Genomic DNA, 14,829 nt, shown 5'->3' with positions numbered 1-14,829 from the left:
CTCTCGGGAGTTCGCCCGCTTCTTCGTGCGCCGCCCTGTTCCCACGTCTGAACCGCTCAGTAACCTGAACGGCCGTGACCAGTCCTCAAAGAGCCCCCCGAGGCGCCGCCGATGCCGCGCCGGACGCCACCTCCCCCGCCCCGCGCCGCCGTACGGTCGTCAAGGCCGCCGCCGTCACCGCCGCGCTGGCCGCTCCGCTCGCCGCCGCACTGCCCGCCCGCGCCGCCGGGGCGCCCGCCTTCCTACACGGGGTGGCCTCCGGCGACCCGCTGCCCGACGGCGTCCTGCTGTGGACCCGGGTGACGCCCACCGCCGGGGCCGTTCCCGGCTCCGGGCTCGGCCCGGACACCGAGGTGGTGTGGACCGTCGCCCGGGACAAGGCGTTCACCGATGTCGTCGCCCATGGCTCGGTGCTCGCGACGGCCGCCTCCGACCACACCGTGAAGGCCGACGTCCGCGGTCTGGCGCCCGCCACCGCCTACTGGTATCGCTTCTCCGCGGGCGGCACCGACTCCCCCGCCGGACGCACCCGTACCGCGCCCGCCGCCGACGCGAGCGTCCCCGGGCTGCGCTTCGGCGTGGTCTCCTGCGCCAACTGGGAGGCCGGGTACTTCGCCGCGTACCGCCAGCTGGCCGCGCGCGGCGACCTCGACGCCTGGCTGCACCTGGGCGACTACATCTACGAGTACGGCGCCGGCCAGTACGGCACCCGGGGCACCTCGGTCCGCGCGCACGCGCCCGCGCACGAGATCCTGACCCTCGCCGACTACCGCACCCGGCACGGCCGGTACAAGACCGACCCCGACCTCCAGGCGCTGCACGGGGCGGCGGCCTGTGTGGCCATCTGGGACGACCACGAGATCGCCAACGACACCTGGTCGGGCGGCGCCCAGAACCACACCGAGGGCGCCGAGGGCGCCTGGGCCGACCGTCAGGCCGCCGCCAAGCAGGCGTACTTCGAGTGGATGCCGGTCCGGCCCGCCGTGGCCGGGACGACCTACCGGGCGCTGCGCTTCGGCAAGCTGGCCGATCTCGCCCTGCTGGATCTGCGCTCCTTCCGCTCGCAGCAGGTCGCGCTCGGCAACGGAGGGGTCGACGACCCGGACCGCACCCTGACCGGCCGCGCCCAGCTGGACTGGCTCAAGGGCAGGCTGGCGTCCGCCGACACCACCTGGCGGCTGGTCGGCAACTCGGTGATGATCGCCCCGTTCGCCATCGGCTCACTGGCCGCCGAACTGCTGGCGCCGCTGGCCGAACTGCTGGGACTGCCCCAGGAGGGCCTGGCGATCAACACCGACCAGTGGGACGGCTACACCGACGACCGGCGTGAGCTGCTGGGCCATCTGCGGAGCAACGCCATCCGCAACACCGTGTTCCTGACCGGCGACATCCATATGGCCTGGGCCAACGATGTGCCCGTGGACGCCGGGACCTATCCGCTGTCCGCGTCCGCCGCCACCGAGTTCGTGGTCACCTCGGTCACCTCCGACAATCTGGACGACCTGGTAGGCGTCACCGAAGGCACGGTCTCCGCCCTCGCCGCCCCGGTGATCCGGGCCGCCAACCGGCATGTGCACTGGGTCGACACCGACCGCCATGGCTTCGGTGTGCTCGATCTGACCGCCGAGCGCGCGCAGATGGACTTCTACACGCTCTCCGACCGCACCCGGCCCGACGCCACCGCCACCTGGCAGCGCTCCTACCGCACCCGCAGCGGCACGCAGCGGGTGGAGCGGACGTACAAGCCGGTGTGAGCGGGGGCATGACCTCGGGCGAGCGGCGATCATGCTCCGGTGTGAGCGGCCCGGTGTGACCCGGTGTGAGCGACCCGGGGCGGGTCGGCCAGGTGTGACCTGATGTGAGCGGCCTGGTGTGGCTCGGGCAGGTCTGATCCGGTGTGACCGGCCCGGAGCGGGTCGGCCAGGTCTGACCGGGTGTGAGCGGCCCGGTGTGCGCGGGGTCAGCCCGTCTTGAGGGAGTCCAGGAAGCCGAGCGCCACCCGCCAGGTGGCCTCGGCGGCCTCCCGGTCGTAGTCCGGCAGGTCCGGGTCGGTGTAGAGATGGCCCGCGCCCGGGTAGCGGTACACCTCCACGTCCGCGCCCGCTCTGCCCATCTGGAGGTACCAGGCGCTCAGCCAGTCGTCGGTCTCGAACGGGTCCGGCTCGGCGACGTGCAGCTGCACCGGCAGCCCGTCCACCGCGGCGTTCGGCGCGAGGTCGGACGTGCCGTGCAGCAACAGCAGACCGCGGGCGTGCTCGTCGCCGAGGGCCAGGGTCTGGGCGAGGGCCGCGCCGAGCGAGAACCCGGCGTAGACCAGCCCGCGTCCGGAGTACGGCGCGGCGGCCAGCACCGCCCGTCTGAGCAGCTCGTCCTTGCCGATGGTGTCCTTGGCCGCCCGGCCCTCCTCGTCCGTCTCGAACGTCCGGCCCTCGAACAGGTCCGGCGTGATGACCTCATGGCCCGCGGCGCGCAGCCGCTCGGCCGCGTCCCGCACCGCCGGGCGCGGCCCGTACGTCGAGTGGAAGAGCACGATGTCCATGCCTCCATCGTGCCAGCCGCCACTGACAACCCGGTCCCGCCCCGGCCCGGACGGCGACCGGAGCGTCGGCGCGGCCGGTGGACGGCAACCGGAAGCGGCGGTCCCGGACTCATATGTTCACGACCCCCCGGCCCCGGTTACGTTCACTGACATGGAAAATCTGCTCCGTCCCCTGATCGTGATCGGCGGCTCCGTGCTGCTGACCCTGGTCATCGGCTGGACCACCGACTTTCTGCTCCGCAAGGCCGACGAACGCCGTGGCGGCACGTCCCTGTGGGGCGAGCTGCGCCGCGGCCGGGTGCCGTACCAGCTGGTGCTGTTCGCCGCCCTGCTCAGAGGCTCCTACGACCAGGCGAGGCTGCTGACCGAGTTCCGTGAGGGCGTCGGGCAGCTGCTGACGCTGCTGCTGATCGGGTCGGCGGCCTGGCTGGCGGTACGGATCGCGGGGGCCGTGGTCGGAGCGTCGTACACGCGCTACGCCGACGCGCACACCGAGCGCGATCCGGCCCGGGTGCGCCGGGTGCGCACCCAGGTGACGCTGATCATGCGGGTGGTCACCGCGGTCGTCGGGGTGATGGCCGTCGCGGCGATGCTGCTGACGTTCCCGGCGATGCGCGCGGCCGGTGCCTCGCTGCTGGCGTCGGCCGGCATCCTCGGCATCGTCGCCGGTGTCGCCGCGCAGTCCACGCTGAGCAATCTCTTCGCGGGGCTCCAGATCGCGTTCGGCGACATGGTGAGGATCGGCGACACGGTGGTGGTGGACGGCGAGTGGGGCACGGTCGAGGAGATCACCCTGACCTTTCTGACCGTGCGGACCTGGGACGAGCGCCGGATCACCATGCCGGTGTCGTACTTCACGTCCAAACCGTTCGAGAACTGGTCGCGCGGCACCCCGCAGATGACCGGCACGGTGTTCTGGCAGCTCGACCACTCGGCGCCGACCGCGCTGATGCGGGAGCGGCTGCGGGACATCCTGCGCGGGTGCCCTGCCTGGGACGGCCGTTCGTGCGATCTGGCGGTCACCGACGCCACCCCGAACACCATGGAGGTGCGGGCGCTGGTGACGGCGAAGGACGCGGACGACATCTGGACGGTCCGGGTCGCCGTGCGTGAGCAGATGCTCGACTGGCTGGTGCGGGAGCATCCCTATGCGCTGCCCCGGGTGAACACCGCGGAGGCCGTCCCGGCGCCGGGCGCGAACGGTGAGCGGCCCGCCGCCGGGGGCACGCCGGGACCGCGCCGCGTGGTGGAGCCGCACCGGCCGCCCGAGCGCGGCTGACCGGGCGTGACGGCGACTGACCGGGCCCTGTCCAGCCGGACCAGCCGTGTCAGTGGCCGCGCTCGGCTCCGCCGTTGACCTGGACGATCTGCGAGGTGATGTGCCCGGCGTGCGGCGAGGCCAGCCAGTGCAGGGTGGCGGCGACGTCGCCGGGCATGCCGGTCCGTCCCGTGAGGGCCTCCGCGCGGGCCCGCTCCCGCCGCTGCTCGCCCACCGCGTCCGGCTCCTCCCCGAAGAAGCCGGTGTCCTCGATGTAGCCGGGCGCGACCACGTTCACGGTGACCCCGCGCGGTCCGAGCCGCCGGGCGAGCCGGTGGGCGTACGGGTGCAGGGCCGCCTTGGCCGCCGCGTAGGACACGACCCCGGTGCCCCGAAACGCGGCGATGGAGCTGAGGAACAGCACCCGGCCGCCCGGCTCGGCGAGCCGGTCCTTGAGGGCCTCGCTCAGGAGCGCGGCGGCCAGCGTGTTGGTGCGGAAGGTGGTGTTCCAGGAGTGGGCGACGGCGTCCAGGGGATCGTCCCCGGTGGCGGGCGGCTCCAGCAGACCGTTGCCGCCCGCGCTGTGGATCAGCACATCCACGGTGCCCAGTTCCCGGGCCACGAAGGCGGCCACCGCCCGTACCTCGGCCGGTTCGGCGAGATCCGCGGCGAAGGTCAGCGCCCCCGGCACCCCGGCCCGGTCCAGCACATGTGCCCGCCGTCCGAGCAGCAGCACCTGGTCCCCGTCGGCGGCGAACAGCCCCGCCGCCGCGAGCCCGATCCCCGTACCACCACCGCTGATGACGACATTGCGAGCCATGATCACAGCGTACGACGGCCCCTCCGCCCGCGCCGGGACCCGTGGGCCGGTCAGCGCAGGCTGCGCACGTCCAGCTGGCGCAGCACCCGGTCCACCACCCCCGGGTCGGCGCCGGGTTCGCCGCGGGCCGCCAGCACCTCGTGGCGGGCCGCGCTGAGCATCTCCCGCTCGATCCGGCGCAGCCGCCGTACCCGCTGGGCCCGCTGTTCATGTCCCTCGCGCCGCTCCTCCTCGCCGAGCTGCGGATCGATGCGGACGCCGATCTCATAGGCCCGGTGGAGCATCCGCTCGCTCATCTCGTCGGGCAGGTCCTCGACGTCCTCGATCTCCTTGAGGCGGCGCCGGGCGGCCCTGGCGGCGCGCAGGGCGAGGGACCGTTCGAACTCCTGCTCCCGCTCGCTGTCCGCGCGCACCCCGAGCCGTTTCACCAGCCAGGGCAGGGTCAGGCCCTGCACGAGCAGGGTCGCCATGATCACCCCGAAGGCGATGAACACGATCTCGTCGCGGTCCGGGAAGGGCGCGCCGTCCTCGGTGGTCAGCGGGATGGCCAGGGCCAGCGCCACGGAGGCCACCCCGCGCATCCCGGCCCACCACATGACGACCGTCTCCCGCCAGGTGGTCGGGATCTCCTCGTCGTGGTCGCGCCGGGCGTGCAGCCGCTGGGTCAGCCAGGTCGCGGGGAGCAGCCACAGCAGCCGGACGAGGACCACGACCCCGACGATCGCCGCCGACCACAGCAGCAGTTCGCCCCAGCGGCCGGAGGCGGTGCGGATGGCGTTGTGCAGTTCGAGCCCGATCAGGCCGAAGGCGACCCCGGTGACCAGGGTGTCGACGATGTCCCAGAAGGTGTGCCCGGCGAGCCGGGTGGCCACGTCGTCGGCGTCGGTGGCGTAGTCGGTGAGGTAGAGGGCGGTCACCAGGACGGCGAGGACCCCGGAGCCGTGCAGTTCCTCAGCGGCCACATAGGAGGCGAACGGCACCAGCAGGGTCAGGCCGATCTGGAGGGTGGCGTCCCCGAGCAGGTCCATGAGCTTGTTGGCGCACCAGCCGAGCGCCAGCCCCACGGCCAGCGCGACCACGGCGGACAGGACCAGGTCCAGCCCGGCCCGCCAGGGCGAGAAGGTGCCGCTGACGGCGGCGGCGATGGCCACGTGGTAGAGCACGATCGCGGTGACGTCGTTGAACAGCCCCTCGCCCTCCAGGATGGAGACGAGCCTGCGGGGCAGTCCCAGCTGTCCGGCGACGGCGGTCGCGGCCACCGGGTCGGGCGGGGCGACCAGCGCGCCCAGCGCCACCGCCGCCGCGACCCCGAGGCCGGGCACGATCGCGTCGGCGACCAGGGCGACGCACAGGGTGGTGACGAACACCAGGGCCACGGCCAGCAGCAGGATGGGCCGCACGTTCGCCGCGAACTGCCGCCATGAGGTGCGCCGTACGGCCGCGTAGAGCAGCGGGGGCAGCAGCAGCGGCAGGATCAGGTCCGGCGGGATGCCGACGTTCGGTACGAAGTCCAGCAGCGCCAGCACGATCCCCAGCAGGGTCATCAGCACCGGCGACGGCAGCCCCAGCCGGTCGCCGACCGGCACGCTCAGCACGGCACCGACCAACAGCACGAACAGCAGGGCCAGTTGATCCACGGTCGGCGCTCCGGGTGGTCGGCGCGGGTAGGACGGCTCCCAGGACGGCCATGGGTGCCCCGCCGACCGGTGGCCTACAGGGCGCGCCGCATGGCCCGGTGGGGTATCCCCGCGTCGGGGAACTCGGGCCCGTACGCCTCGTATCCGAGCCGCTGGTAGAAGCCCAGGGCGTGGATCTGGGCGTGCAGGTCGACGGCGGTGAGGCCCCGCGCGCGGGCGGCGTCCTCGATGGCCCGGACCAGTCCGGCGCCGACGCCGAGTCCGCGGGCCGCCTTCAGGACGGCGAGGCGGCCGAGGGAGCCGACGCCCGGGGCGCCGCCGGTCTTGTCGAGCGCCGCCGCCCCGTGCAGCAGCCGCCCGGTGCCCAGCGGCTCGCCGTCGCCCACGCGGAGGGCCAGCACATGTACGGCGTCCGCGTCGTGGGCGTCGTACTCGATGTCCTCGGGGACGCCCTGCTCGGTGACGAAGACCTGCTTGCGCACCGCGAAGCACGACTCCCGGTCGGCCGGTCCCTCGGCGACCCGCACCACATGGGCGGCGGTCATCCGTAGGTCTCCGCGCGGACCAGCTCCAGGGCCTGCTGGAGGTCGTCGGGGTAGTCACAGGAGAACTCGGCCCACTGGCCGTCGCCGGGGTGCTCGAACCCGAGGCGTACGGCGTGCAGCCACTGGCGGGTCAGGCGCAGCCGCTTGGCGAGCGTGGGGTCGGCGCCATAGGTGAGGTCGCCGACGCAAGGGTGGCGGTGGGCGGCCATGTGGACCCGGATCTGGTGGGTGCGGCCGGTCTCCAGCTTCACATCCAGCAGGGAGGCCGCGCGGAACGCCTCGATCAGGTCGTAGTGCGTCACGGAGGGCTTGCCGTCGGCGGTGACGGCCCACTTGTAGTCGTGCTGCGGGTGGCGGCCGATGGGGGCGTCGATGGTGCCGCTCGTCGGGTCCGGGTGGCCCTGCACCAGCGTGTGGTAGCGCTTGTCGACGGTGCGCTCCTTGAACTGGCGCTTGAGCGAGGTGTACGCCCGCTCCGACTTGGCGACCACCATCAGTCCCGACGTGCCCACGTCGAGGCGGTGCACGATGCCCTGACGCTCGGCGGCGCCGGACGTGGAGATCCGGTACCCGGCGGCGGCCAGTCCGCCGATCACGGTGGGGCCGCTCCAGCCGGGGCTGGGGTGCGCGGCGACCCCGACCGGCTTCACGATGACCACGACGTCGTCGTCGTCATGGACGATCTCCATGCCCTCGACCGGCTCGGCGACCACCTGCACGGGCGCGGGCGCCTGCGGCATCTCGACCTCGAGCCAGGCCCCGCCGTGCACCCGCTCGGACTTGCCGACCACCGAGCCGTCCACCGCGACCTTGCCCGCGGCGGCCAGCTCGGCGGCCTTGGTGCGGGAGAAGCCGAACATGCGGGAGATGGCGGCGTCGACGCGCTCGCCCTCCAGGCCGTCGGGCACGGGCAGGGTACGGATCTCGGGAAGCGTGCTCACCCGTCGAGTATGCCGGACGGGTCCGACAGCGCCGTACGCCAGCCCGTCGCCGTCAGTCCTTGTGGACCGTCCCGTCGGGGTCGAGGCCGCGGAAGGAGAGCAGCACGATCAGGATGCCGCCGCAGACGATCGCCGAGTCGGCCAGGTTGAAGACGGCGAAGTGCTTGGGCGCGATGAAGTCCACGACCGCGCCCTCCAGGAAGCCCGGCGAGCGGAAGATCCGGTCGGTGAGGTTGCCCAGCGCGCCGCCGAGCAGCAGCCCGAGCGCGATGGCCCAGGGCAGGCTGTACAGCTTGCGGGCGAGCCGCGCGATGACGACGATCACGGACGCGGCGATCACCGTGAAGATGATCGTGAACGCCTGCCCGATGCCGAAGGCGGCACCAGGGTTGCGGATCGCGTCGAAGCGCAGCCAGTCACCGATGACGTCGATCGCCGGATTGTGCTCCAGCTTCGCCACCACGATGATCTTGGTGATCAGGTCCAGGGCGTAGGCGAACCCGGCGACGGCGAACAGCACGGCGATCCGCCGCTTGCCACGGCTCCGCGCGGTGCCGCCCTCACCCTCCGCCTCGCCCGTGCCGTCGACCGGCTCGGTGCCGTCGGCGGGGGACCCGCCGGCCGGGGTGTGTGCCGTCTCGGCGCCGGACGGACCGCCCGGAACACCGGCCTGGTCGCCGGGCCGGTCCTGCCCGTCCTCGGCCCGTGCCGCGTCCGGGGTGTCCGGCGTACCGATGATGCGCTCCGCCTCTGCCACGTGAGTCCCTCAACCTAGGTGCCTGCTGAGCACGAGGGTACGGCACACCCCATAAGGACCCGGTGCTCAGGCGGGCCACCGGGGCGACCGGCCGCTCAGTAGCGGCGCTCTTGCTTCTGCTTGCACTCCACACACAGGGTGGCCCTCGGGAACGCCTGCATACGGGCCTTGCCGATCGGGTTGCCGCAGTTCTCGCACAGACCGTACGTCCCGGCCTCCAGGCGCTGGAGGGCCCGCTCGGTCTGGAGGAGCATCTCGCGGGCGTTGGCGGCGAGCGCCAGCTCGTGCTCCCGTGTGATGTTCTTGGTGCCGGTGTCCGCCTGATCGTCGCCGGCGCCGTCCCCGGAGTCCCGCATCAGGCCCACCAGGGAGCGCTCGGTCGAGGAGATCTCGCTGCGCAACCGCTCCATCTCGGTGATCAGCTCGGTACGGGCCTCGGCGACCTCCTCGGGCGTCCAGGGGTCCTCCCCGGGCCGTACCGCCAGCTCACCGGGCTCGGCGGCGGGCCGTGCCTTGGGTACGGCGGTCGTGGCCGCCGTCGCCGTACCAGGGGTCTTCTTGGCAACCACGGTCTTGGCTCCCGTCTGCTCCGCGGCCACAGCCGCATCCACGCTCTTCGCGGTGCTCCTACGCCCGGCAGCCGTGCCGGGACTCTGCTGACCGGCCGCCTCGGCGCCGGATTCTTTCCTGCCCGGAACCCGCTCGGCGGTCACCTCGGCCCGGGTTTTCTTAACTGGCGCTTTCCTGGCGGAGGCCGCGTCGGGCCCCTGCCCACGGGTTCCACGGGACCGGCCCGTGCGCGCCGACGCGGCACCCGCGAGCGCCGGGCTCCCCTGCGCCGGGCCCATCTGCGCCGGGCCCATCTGCGCCGGGCCCATCTGCGCGGGGCCCGTCTGCTCGGGGCTCGACCGTGCGGGACTCGTCCGCGCGGGGCCCGTCTGCTGGGCGGCCTTCCTAGGCGCGGCCTTCTTGGCCGGAGGCTTCTTGGGGGTGGCCTTCCCCGCTCCGGCCTTCCCCGCTGCGGTCTTCTCGGCGAGAGTCTTCTTCGCCGCGGTCTTCTTCGCTGCGGTCTTCCTGGCGGGAACCGTCCTGGTGGTGACTTTCCCCTCGGTCGCCTCCTCGGTGGCCGCCTTCTTCGCAGGCGCCTCCTTGGCGGCGGCCTTCTTCCCGGCGGTCTTCTTCCCGGTGGTCTTCTTCGCGGCGGCCCTCCTTGGTGCGCCCTCGTCCACCGCAGCCTTGTCCGCCAGCACCTTCCCTGCCGCAGCCTTCGTCGCCTGGGCCTGCGCCGCCTGGGCCTTCGTCGCAGGCGCCTTCTTCGCAGGCACCTCGGCCGCCGCGTCCTTGCTCGACGCGCCCTCCGCCACCGCACCCGCTGCCGACGCGCCCTTGACCTGGCCCTTCTCCACCGACGCCTTCTCCGCAGGCACCTTCTTCGCCGCAGCCTTCTTGACCGCAGCCTTCTTCGCCGCGGCCTTCTTGACCGCGGCCTTCCTGGCGGGAGCCCTCTTGGCGGAAGCCTTCCCGGCGGAAGCCGTCTTCGCCGGGCCCTTACCCTGAGCGGCCTTCTTGACCGGCGCCTTCTTCGCCACGGAAGCCTCCTCGAAAGCGGCCTTCCGGGAAGCGCCCCTCTCAGGAGCGCCCCCCTTGGGAGCACCCCCCTGGGGAGCGGCCTCCTGGGAAGCGCCCCCCGCCCCGCCCACACCCCCCGCCGCACGCACGTCGACAGAGGCACCGGAACCGGCGTCACCGCCGGTCACCGGCGCCCGTACGGCGGTCTTCTTCGCCACCATGGACGCGGCCCCTTCACATATTGTGATCTTGCGCGCGAATCGTGCTGGGACGATAAATCGACTTGAGTCGCGCGGCAACGGGGCACGCCGCCCCGGCCGCCCGCCCCGGTACCGCCACGCGGCGGGCATGCATCCGTTGTGCCCCGCTCCCCACGGGGTGAACCCGTCCGTCGGACATCCCCGGACGTGAGCCCCCGTACCAGGCCATTCGGGTCACACCAAGCCCCCACCGACAGGGCCCGCAGCCGCCCCCGAACCCCGCCCCGACCCCCCGCCGAAACAGGTCGTCCGCTGTCGGTGCGGCGCCGTACACTGGGCGGAGCGAAAGGCGTGGATGGGGACGAGTAGCGGCGTACGCAGCCCAGAGCGACCCGGGGACGGTGGAAGCCCGGGGGCGAGCGCGACGTGAAGATCACCCCGGAGCCGCCGGAAGAAAGCCGCGGGCAGCCCGTGCCGCGGTGAGTAGAGCCGGTTCGCGACCCCAATGAGGGGGCTCCCCGGAGCACGCACCGCGCGGCGCGCGGACGCCGCCCCGGAGAGCCAAGGAGGGTGGTACCGCGGGAGCGCGCCGCAGTCGGCGCGAAGGCGGGTCCGACACCAGGACCGGTCCGGCTCTCGTCCCTCCGACGGAAGGCAGAAAGTCCGTTGGAGGACCCCGCAGATGACAGCGCCGACGTACCGCCAGGTGCCCGCCCAGGTCGACCTGCCCGCCCTGGAGCACGCCGTGCTCGACTTCTGGCGCGAGCAGAAGATCTTCGCCAAGAGCCTGGAGCAGTCCGAGGGCCGCCCCGAGTGGGTGTTCTACGAGGGCCCGCCCACCGCCAACGGCATGCCCGGCGCCCACCACATCGAGGCCCGGGTCTTCAAGGACGTCTTCCCCCGCTTCCGCACCATGCGGGGCTACCACGTGGCGCGCAAGGCGGGCTGGGACTGCCACGGCCTGCCGGTGGAGCTGGCCGTCGAGAAGGAGCTGGGCTTCTCCGGCAAGAAGGACATCGAGGCGTACGGCATCGCCGAGTTCAACGCCCGGTGCCGCGCCTCCGTGCTGCGCCACACGGACGCCTTCGCCGACCTGACGACCCGCATGGGCTACTGGGTCGACCTGGACGAGGCGTACGTGACCATGGAGCCGGAGTACATCGACTCCGTGTGGTGGTCGCTGAAGGAGATCTTCGGCAAGGGCCTGCTGGTCCAGGACCACCGGGTGGCCCCCTGGTGCCCCCGCTGCGGCACGGGCCTGTCGGACCATGAGCTGGCGCAGGGCTACGAGACGGTCGTCGACCCGTCGGTCTACGTCCGCTTCCCGCTGACCTCCGGCCCGCTGGCCGGCGAGGCATCGCTGCTGATCTGGACGACCACCCCGTGGACCCTGGTCTCCAACACCGCGGTGGCCGCCCACCCCGAGGTCACCTATGTGGTCGCGACCAATGGCGAGGAGAAGCTCGTCGTCGCCGAGCCGCTGGTCGGCAAGGCGCTCGGCGAGGAGTGGGAGATCACCGGCCCGTCCTTCACGGGCGCCGAGATGGAGCGCTGGACGTACCGGCGCCCCTTCGAGCTGATCGCGTTCCCGGAGGGCACCGAGGCCCACTTCGTGGTGAACGCCGACTATGTGACCACCGAGGACGGCACCGGTCTGGTCCACCAGTCCCCCGCCTTCGGTGAGGAGGACCTCAAGGTCTGCCGCGCCTACGGCCTGCCCGTGGTGAACCCGGTCCGCCCGGACGGCACGTTCGACGACGACGTCCCCCTGGTCGGCGGCGTCTTCTTCAAGAAGGCCGACGAACGGCTCACCGAGGACCTCGGCGCGCGCGGCCTCCTCTTCCGCCACGTCCCCTACGAGCACAGCTATCCGCACTGCTGGCGCTGCCACACCGCGCTGCTCTACTACGCCCAGCCCTCGTGGTACATCCGCACGACGGCCGTCAAGGACCGGCTCCTCGAAGAGAACGAGAAGACGAACTGGTTCCCGGACACGGTCAAGCACGGCCGCTACGGCGACTGGCTCAACAACAACATCGACTGGGCCCTGTCCCGCAACCGCTACTGGGGCACGCCGCTGCCCATCTGGCGCTGCGAGGAGGGCCATCTGACCTGTGTCGGCTCCCGCGCGGAGCTGTCCGAGCTGACCGGCGCCGACCAGTCCGCCCTGGACCCGCACCGCCCGTTCATCGACGAGGTCACCTTCGACTGCCCCGAGTGCGCCCAGACCGCCACCCGCGTCCCCGAGGTGATCGACGCCTGGTACGACTCGGGCTCGATGCCGTTCGCGCAGTGGGGCTACCCGTACAAGAACAAGGAGCTGTTCGAGAGCCGCTACCCGGCGCAGTTCATCTCCGAGGCCATCGACCAGACCCGCGGCTGGTTCTACACCCTGATGGCGGTCGGCACCCTGGTCTTCGACAAGTCGTCCTACGAAAACGTGGTCTGCCTGGGTCACATCCTGGCCGAGGACGGCCGCAAGATGTCCAAGCACCTGGGCAACATCCTGGAGCCCATCCCGCTGATGGACCAGCACGGCGCGGACGCGGTCCGCTGGTTCATGGCGGCCGGCGGCTCCCCGTGGGCGGCCCGCCGGGTCGGTCACGGCACCATCCAGGAAGTGGTCCGCAAGACCCTGCTGACCTACTGGAACACGGTCGCCTTCCAGGCCCTGTACGCGCGTACGTCGGGCTGGGCCCCGTCCGCCGCCGACCCGGCCCCCGCCGACCGCCCGCTGATCGACCGCTGGCTCCTCTCCGAGCTGCACGCCCTGACGGACCAGGTGACCCAGGCCCTGGAGGCGTACGACACCCAGCGCGCCGGCAAGCAGCTCTCCGCGTTCGTCGACGACCTCTCGAACTGGTACGTACGCCGGTCCCGGCGCCGGTTCTGGCAGGGCGACAAGGCCGCGCTGCGCACCCTGCACGAGGTGGTCGAGACGGTCACCAGGCTGATGGCCCCGCTGACCCCGTTCATCACCGAGCGGGTCTGGCAGGACCTGATCGTCCCGGTCACGCCCGGGGCGCCCGAGTCGGTGCATCTGGCCGCCTGGCCGGAGCCGGACCTGACGTCGATCGACCCGGAGCTGTCCCGGCAGATGGTGCTGGTCCGCCGGCTGGTGGAGCTGGGCCGGGCCACCCGCGCGGAGTCCGGTGTCAAGACGCGTCAGCCGCTGCGCCGGGCGCTGGTCGCGGCGACCGGGTTCGACGCGCTGGACCGCGAGCTGCACGCCCAGATCACCGAGGAGCTGAACGTCGAGTCGCTGGCTTCGCTGTCCGAGGTGGGCGGCAGCCTGGTCGACACCACCGCCAAGGCCAACTTCCGTGCCCTGGGCAAGCGGTTCGGCAAGCGGGTCCAGGAGGTCGCGAAGGCGGTCGCCGAGGCGGACGCGGCGGCGCTGTCGCTGGCCCTGCGGGAGGGCACGGCGTCGGTGCGGGTCGACGGCGAGACCATCACCCTCGCTCCGGACGAGGTGATCATCACCGAGACGCCCCGTGAGGGCTGGTCGGTGGCGTCCGACTCCGGTGCCACGGTCGCGCTCGACCTGGAGATCACCGAGGAGCTGCGGCAGGCCGGGCTCGCCCGGGACGCCATCCGGCTGATCCAGGAGGCCCGGAAGAACAGCGGGCTGGACGTGGCCGACCGGATCGCCCTGCGCTGGGTCGCCACCGACCCGGGCACGATCGCCGCGCTCGCCGAGCACACCGGACTGATCGCGGACGAGGTGCTCGCCACCGACTTCGCCCAGGGCGAGGGCGACGACACCTTCGGACCGGCGTTCACCGACGAGGGCCTGTCCCTGAGCTTCCGCCTGCACAAGGCATAACGGCCCCCGGTACGCGACCGGGTGGTGCGGAAGCCATGTCCATCAGGCTCCCGCACCACCCGGAAGACGGCCCGCGCGGGAAACGGCCCTCACTGGAGCCGACCCGCCCGGGAACCGCACCACTGAGGAAGCGGCCCGCTCGGACAGCCAGCCACCCGGGAGGCGTCCTACATGGCAGGCGCCCAGCCTGGAACCGGTCGCCCGGGAAGCCGCCTGCACGGACAGCCCGCCACCCCGGAACCCGCCTACATGGCAGGCGGGTTCCGGGTCAGGAGCGGCACGCTGTGCTGCGCCAGCACCGCGTCCGGCACGCCGAACCCGCAACCCGCCTACACGGCAGGCGCCCAGCCTGGAACCGGCCGCCTGGGCAACGCCCCACCCGGAAGGCCGCCCACTCGGACAGCCCCGCCACCCCAGAAGCCGCCCACACCGCAGACGCCCAACCTGAAACCGACCACCCAGGAACCGCCCCACCCGGGAAGCCACCCACACAGACAACCCGCCACCCCAGAAGCCGCCCACACAGCAGACGCCCAACCTGAAACCGCCCACCCACGAAGCGCCCCACCCGGGAAGCCACCCACACAGACAACCCGCCACCCCAGAAACCGCCCACACAGCAGACGCCCAACCTGAAACCGACCACCCACGAAGCGCCCCACCCGGGAAGCCACCCACACAGACAACCCGCCACCCCAGAAACCGCCCACACAGCAGACGCCCAACCTGAAACCGAC

General features: G+C 72.5%; 10 protein-coding genes. 3 read left to right on the top strand and 7 right to left on the bottom strand.

Annotated features, from left to right (window positions below):
• The first annotated feature begins 74 nt into the window (after positions 1-74).
• Positions 75-1,754 carry an alkaline phosphatase D family protein gene (locus tag AB0D49_RS16300; RefSeq protein ID WP_362757470.1) on the top strand — a complete coding sequence of 560 codons (1,680 nt, stop codon included), beginning with the start codon at positions 75-77 and terminating at the stop codon, positions 1,752-1,754.
• Positions 1,755-1,960: 206 nt separating this feature from the next.
• Here AB0D49_RS16300 and AB0D49_RS16295 read toward each other — a convergent pair whose 3' ends face one another.
• Positions 1,961-2,539 carry a dienelactone hydrolase family protein gene (locus AB0D49_RS16295; protein ID WP_362757468.1) on the bottom strand — a complete coding sequence of 193 codons (579 nt, stop codon included), beginning with the start codon at positions 2,537-2,539 and terminating at the stop codon, positions 1,961-1,963.
• Between the two features lie 151 nt (positions 2,540-2,690).
• On the opposite strand from AB0D49_RS16295, the gene AB0D49_RS16290 reads away from it, so the two are divergent.
• A complete protein-coding gene (locus tag AB0D49_RS16290) occupies positions 2,691-3,818 on the top strand; it encodes a mechanosensitive ion channel domain-containing protein (RefSeq protein WP_362757466.1) in 1,128 nt (375 codons plus the stop codon).
• A 49-nt stretch (positions 3,819-3,867) separates the two neighbouring features.
• Here the strand turns inward: AB0D49_RS16290 and AB0D49_RS16285 are convergent, their stop codons facing one another.
• The 6 genes from AB0D49_RS16285 to AB0D49_RS16260 form a co-directional block, all read right to left on the bottom strand.
• The gene (locus tag AB0D49_RS16285; protein WP_362757463.1) at positions 3,868-4,617 is read right to left on the bottom strand and encodes an SDR family oxidoreductase; all 750 of its coding nucleotides are present in this window, start codon (positions 4,615-4,617) and stop codon (positions 3,868-3,870) included.
• A gap of 50 nt (positions 4,618-4,667) precedes the next feature.
• A complete protein-coding gene (locus tag AB0D49_RS16280) occupies positions 4,668-6,254 on the bottom strand; it encodes a Na+/H+ antiporter (protein ID WP_362757461.1) in 1,587 nt (528 codons plus the stop codon).
• A 74-nt stretch (positions 6,255-6,328) separates the two neighbouring features.
• A complete protein-coding gene (locus AB0D49_RS16275) occupies positions 6,329-6,799 on the bottom strand; it encodes a GNAT family N-acetyltransferase (RefSeq protein ID WP_362757459.1) in 471 nt (156 codons plus the stop codon).
• A complete protein-coding gene (locus AB0D49_RS16270; protein WP_362757456.1) occupies positions 6,796-7,740 on the bottom strand; it encodes an RluA family pseudouridine synthase in 945 nt (314 codons plus the stop codon). The genes AB0D49_RS16275 and AB0D49_RS16270 overlap by 4 nt, the downstream gene beginning before the upstream one ends.
• 52 nt (positions 7,741-7,792) lie before the next feature.
• The gene (locus AB0D49_RS16265) at positions 7,793-8,497 is read right to left on the bottom strand and encodes a signal peptidase II (protein WP_362757454.1); all 705 of its coding nucleotides are present in this window, start codon (positions 8,495-8,497) and stop codon (positions 7,793-7,795) included.
• A gap of 95 nt (positions 8,498-8,592) precedes the next feature.
• On the bottom strand, positions 8,593-10,086 hold the full coding sequence (locus AB0D49_RS16260; protein WP_362757452.1) for a histone H1-like repetitive region-containing protein: 1,494 nt from the start codon (positions 10,084-10,086) through the stop codon (positions 8,593-8,595).
• A gap of 862 nt (positions 10,087-10,948) precedes the next feature.
• Here AB0D49_RS16260 and ileS point away from each other — a divergent pair.
• Positions 10,949-14,092, top strand: coding sequence for an isoleucine--tRNA ligase (gene ileS, locus AB0D49_RS16255; protein WP_362757449.1), 3,144 nt, complete (start codon positions 10,949-10,951; stop codon positions 14,090-14,092).
• Positions 14,093-14,829: the final 737 nt, after the last annotated feature.

This window comes from Streptomyces sp. NPDC048290, assembly GCF_040652095.1.
Classification (GTDB): domain Bacteria; phylum Actinomycetota; class Actinomycetes; order Streptomycetales; family Streptomycetaceae; genus Streptomyces.
This window is presented reverse-complemented; position numbering and strand designations above follow the sequence as displayed.

What these genes read in the sequence shown, in the direction of transcription:
- ileS (WP_362757449.1), top strand. Translation starts at nt 10,949, where the DNA reads ATGACAGCGCCGACGTACCGCCAGGTGCCCGCCCAGGTCGACCTGCCC.
- AB0D49_RS16295 (WP_362757468.1), bottom strand. Translation starts at nt 2,539, where the DNA reads ATGGACATCGTGCTCTTCCACTCGACGTACGGGCCGCGCCCGGCGGTG.
- AB0D49_RS16275 (WP_362757459.1), bottom strand. Translation starts at nt 6,799, where the DNA reads ATGACCGCCGCCCATGTGGTGCGGGTCGCCGAGGGACCGGCCGACCGG.
- AB0D49_RS16285 (WP_362757463.1), bottom strand. Translation starts at nt 4,617, where the DNA reads ATGGCTCGCAATGTCGTCATCAGCGGTGGTGGTACGGGGATCGGGCTC.
- AB0D49_RS16290 (WP_362757466.1), top strand. Translation starts at nt 2,691, where the DNA reads ATGGAAAATCTGCTCCGTCCCCTGATCGTGATCGGCGGCTCCGTGCTG.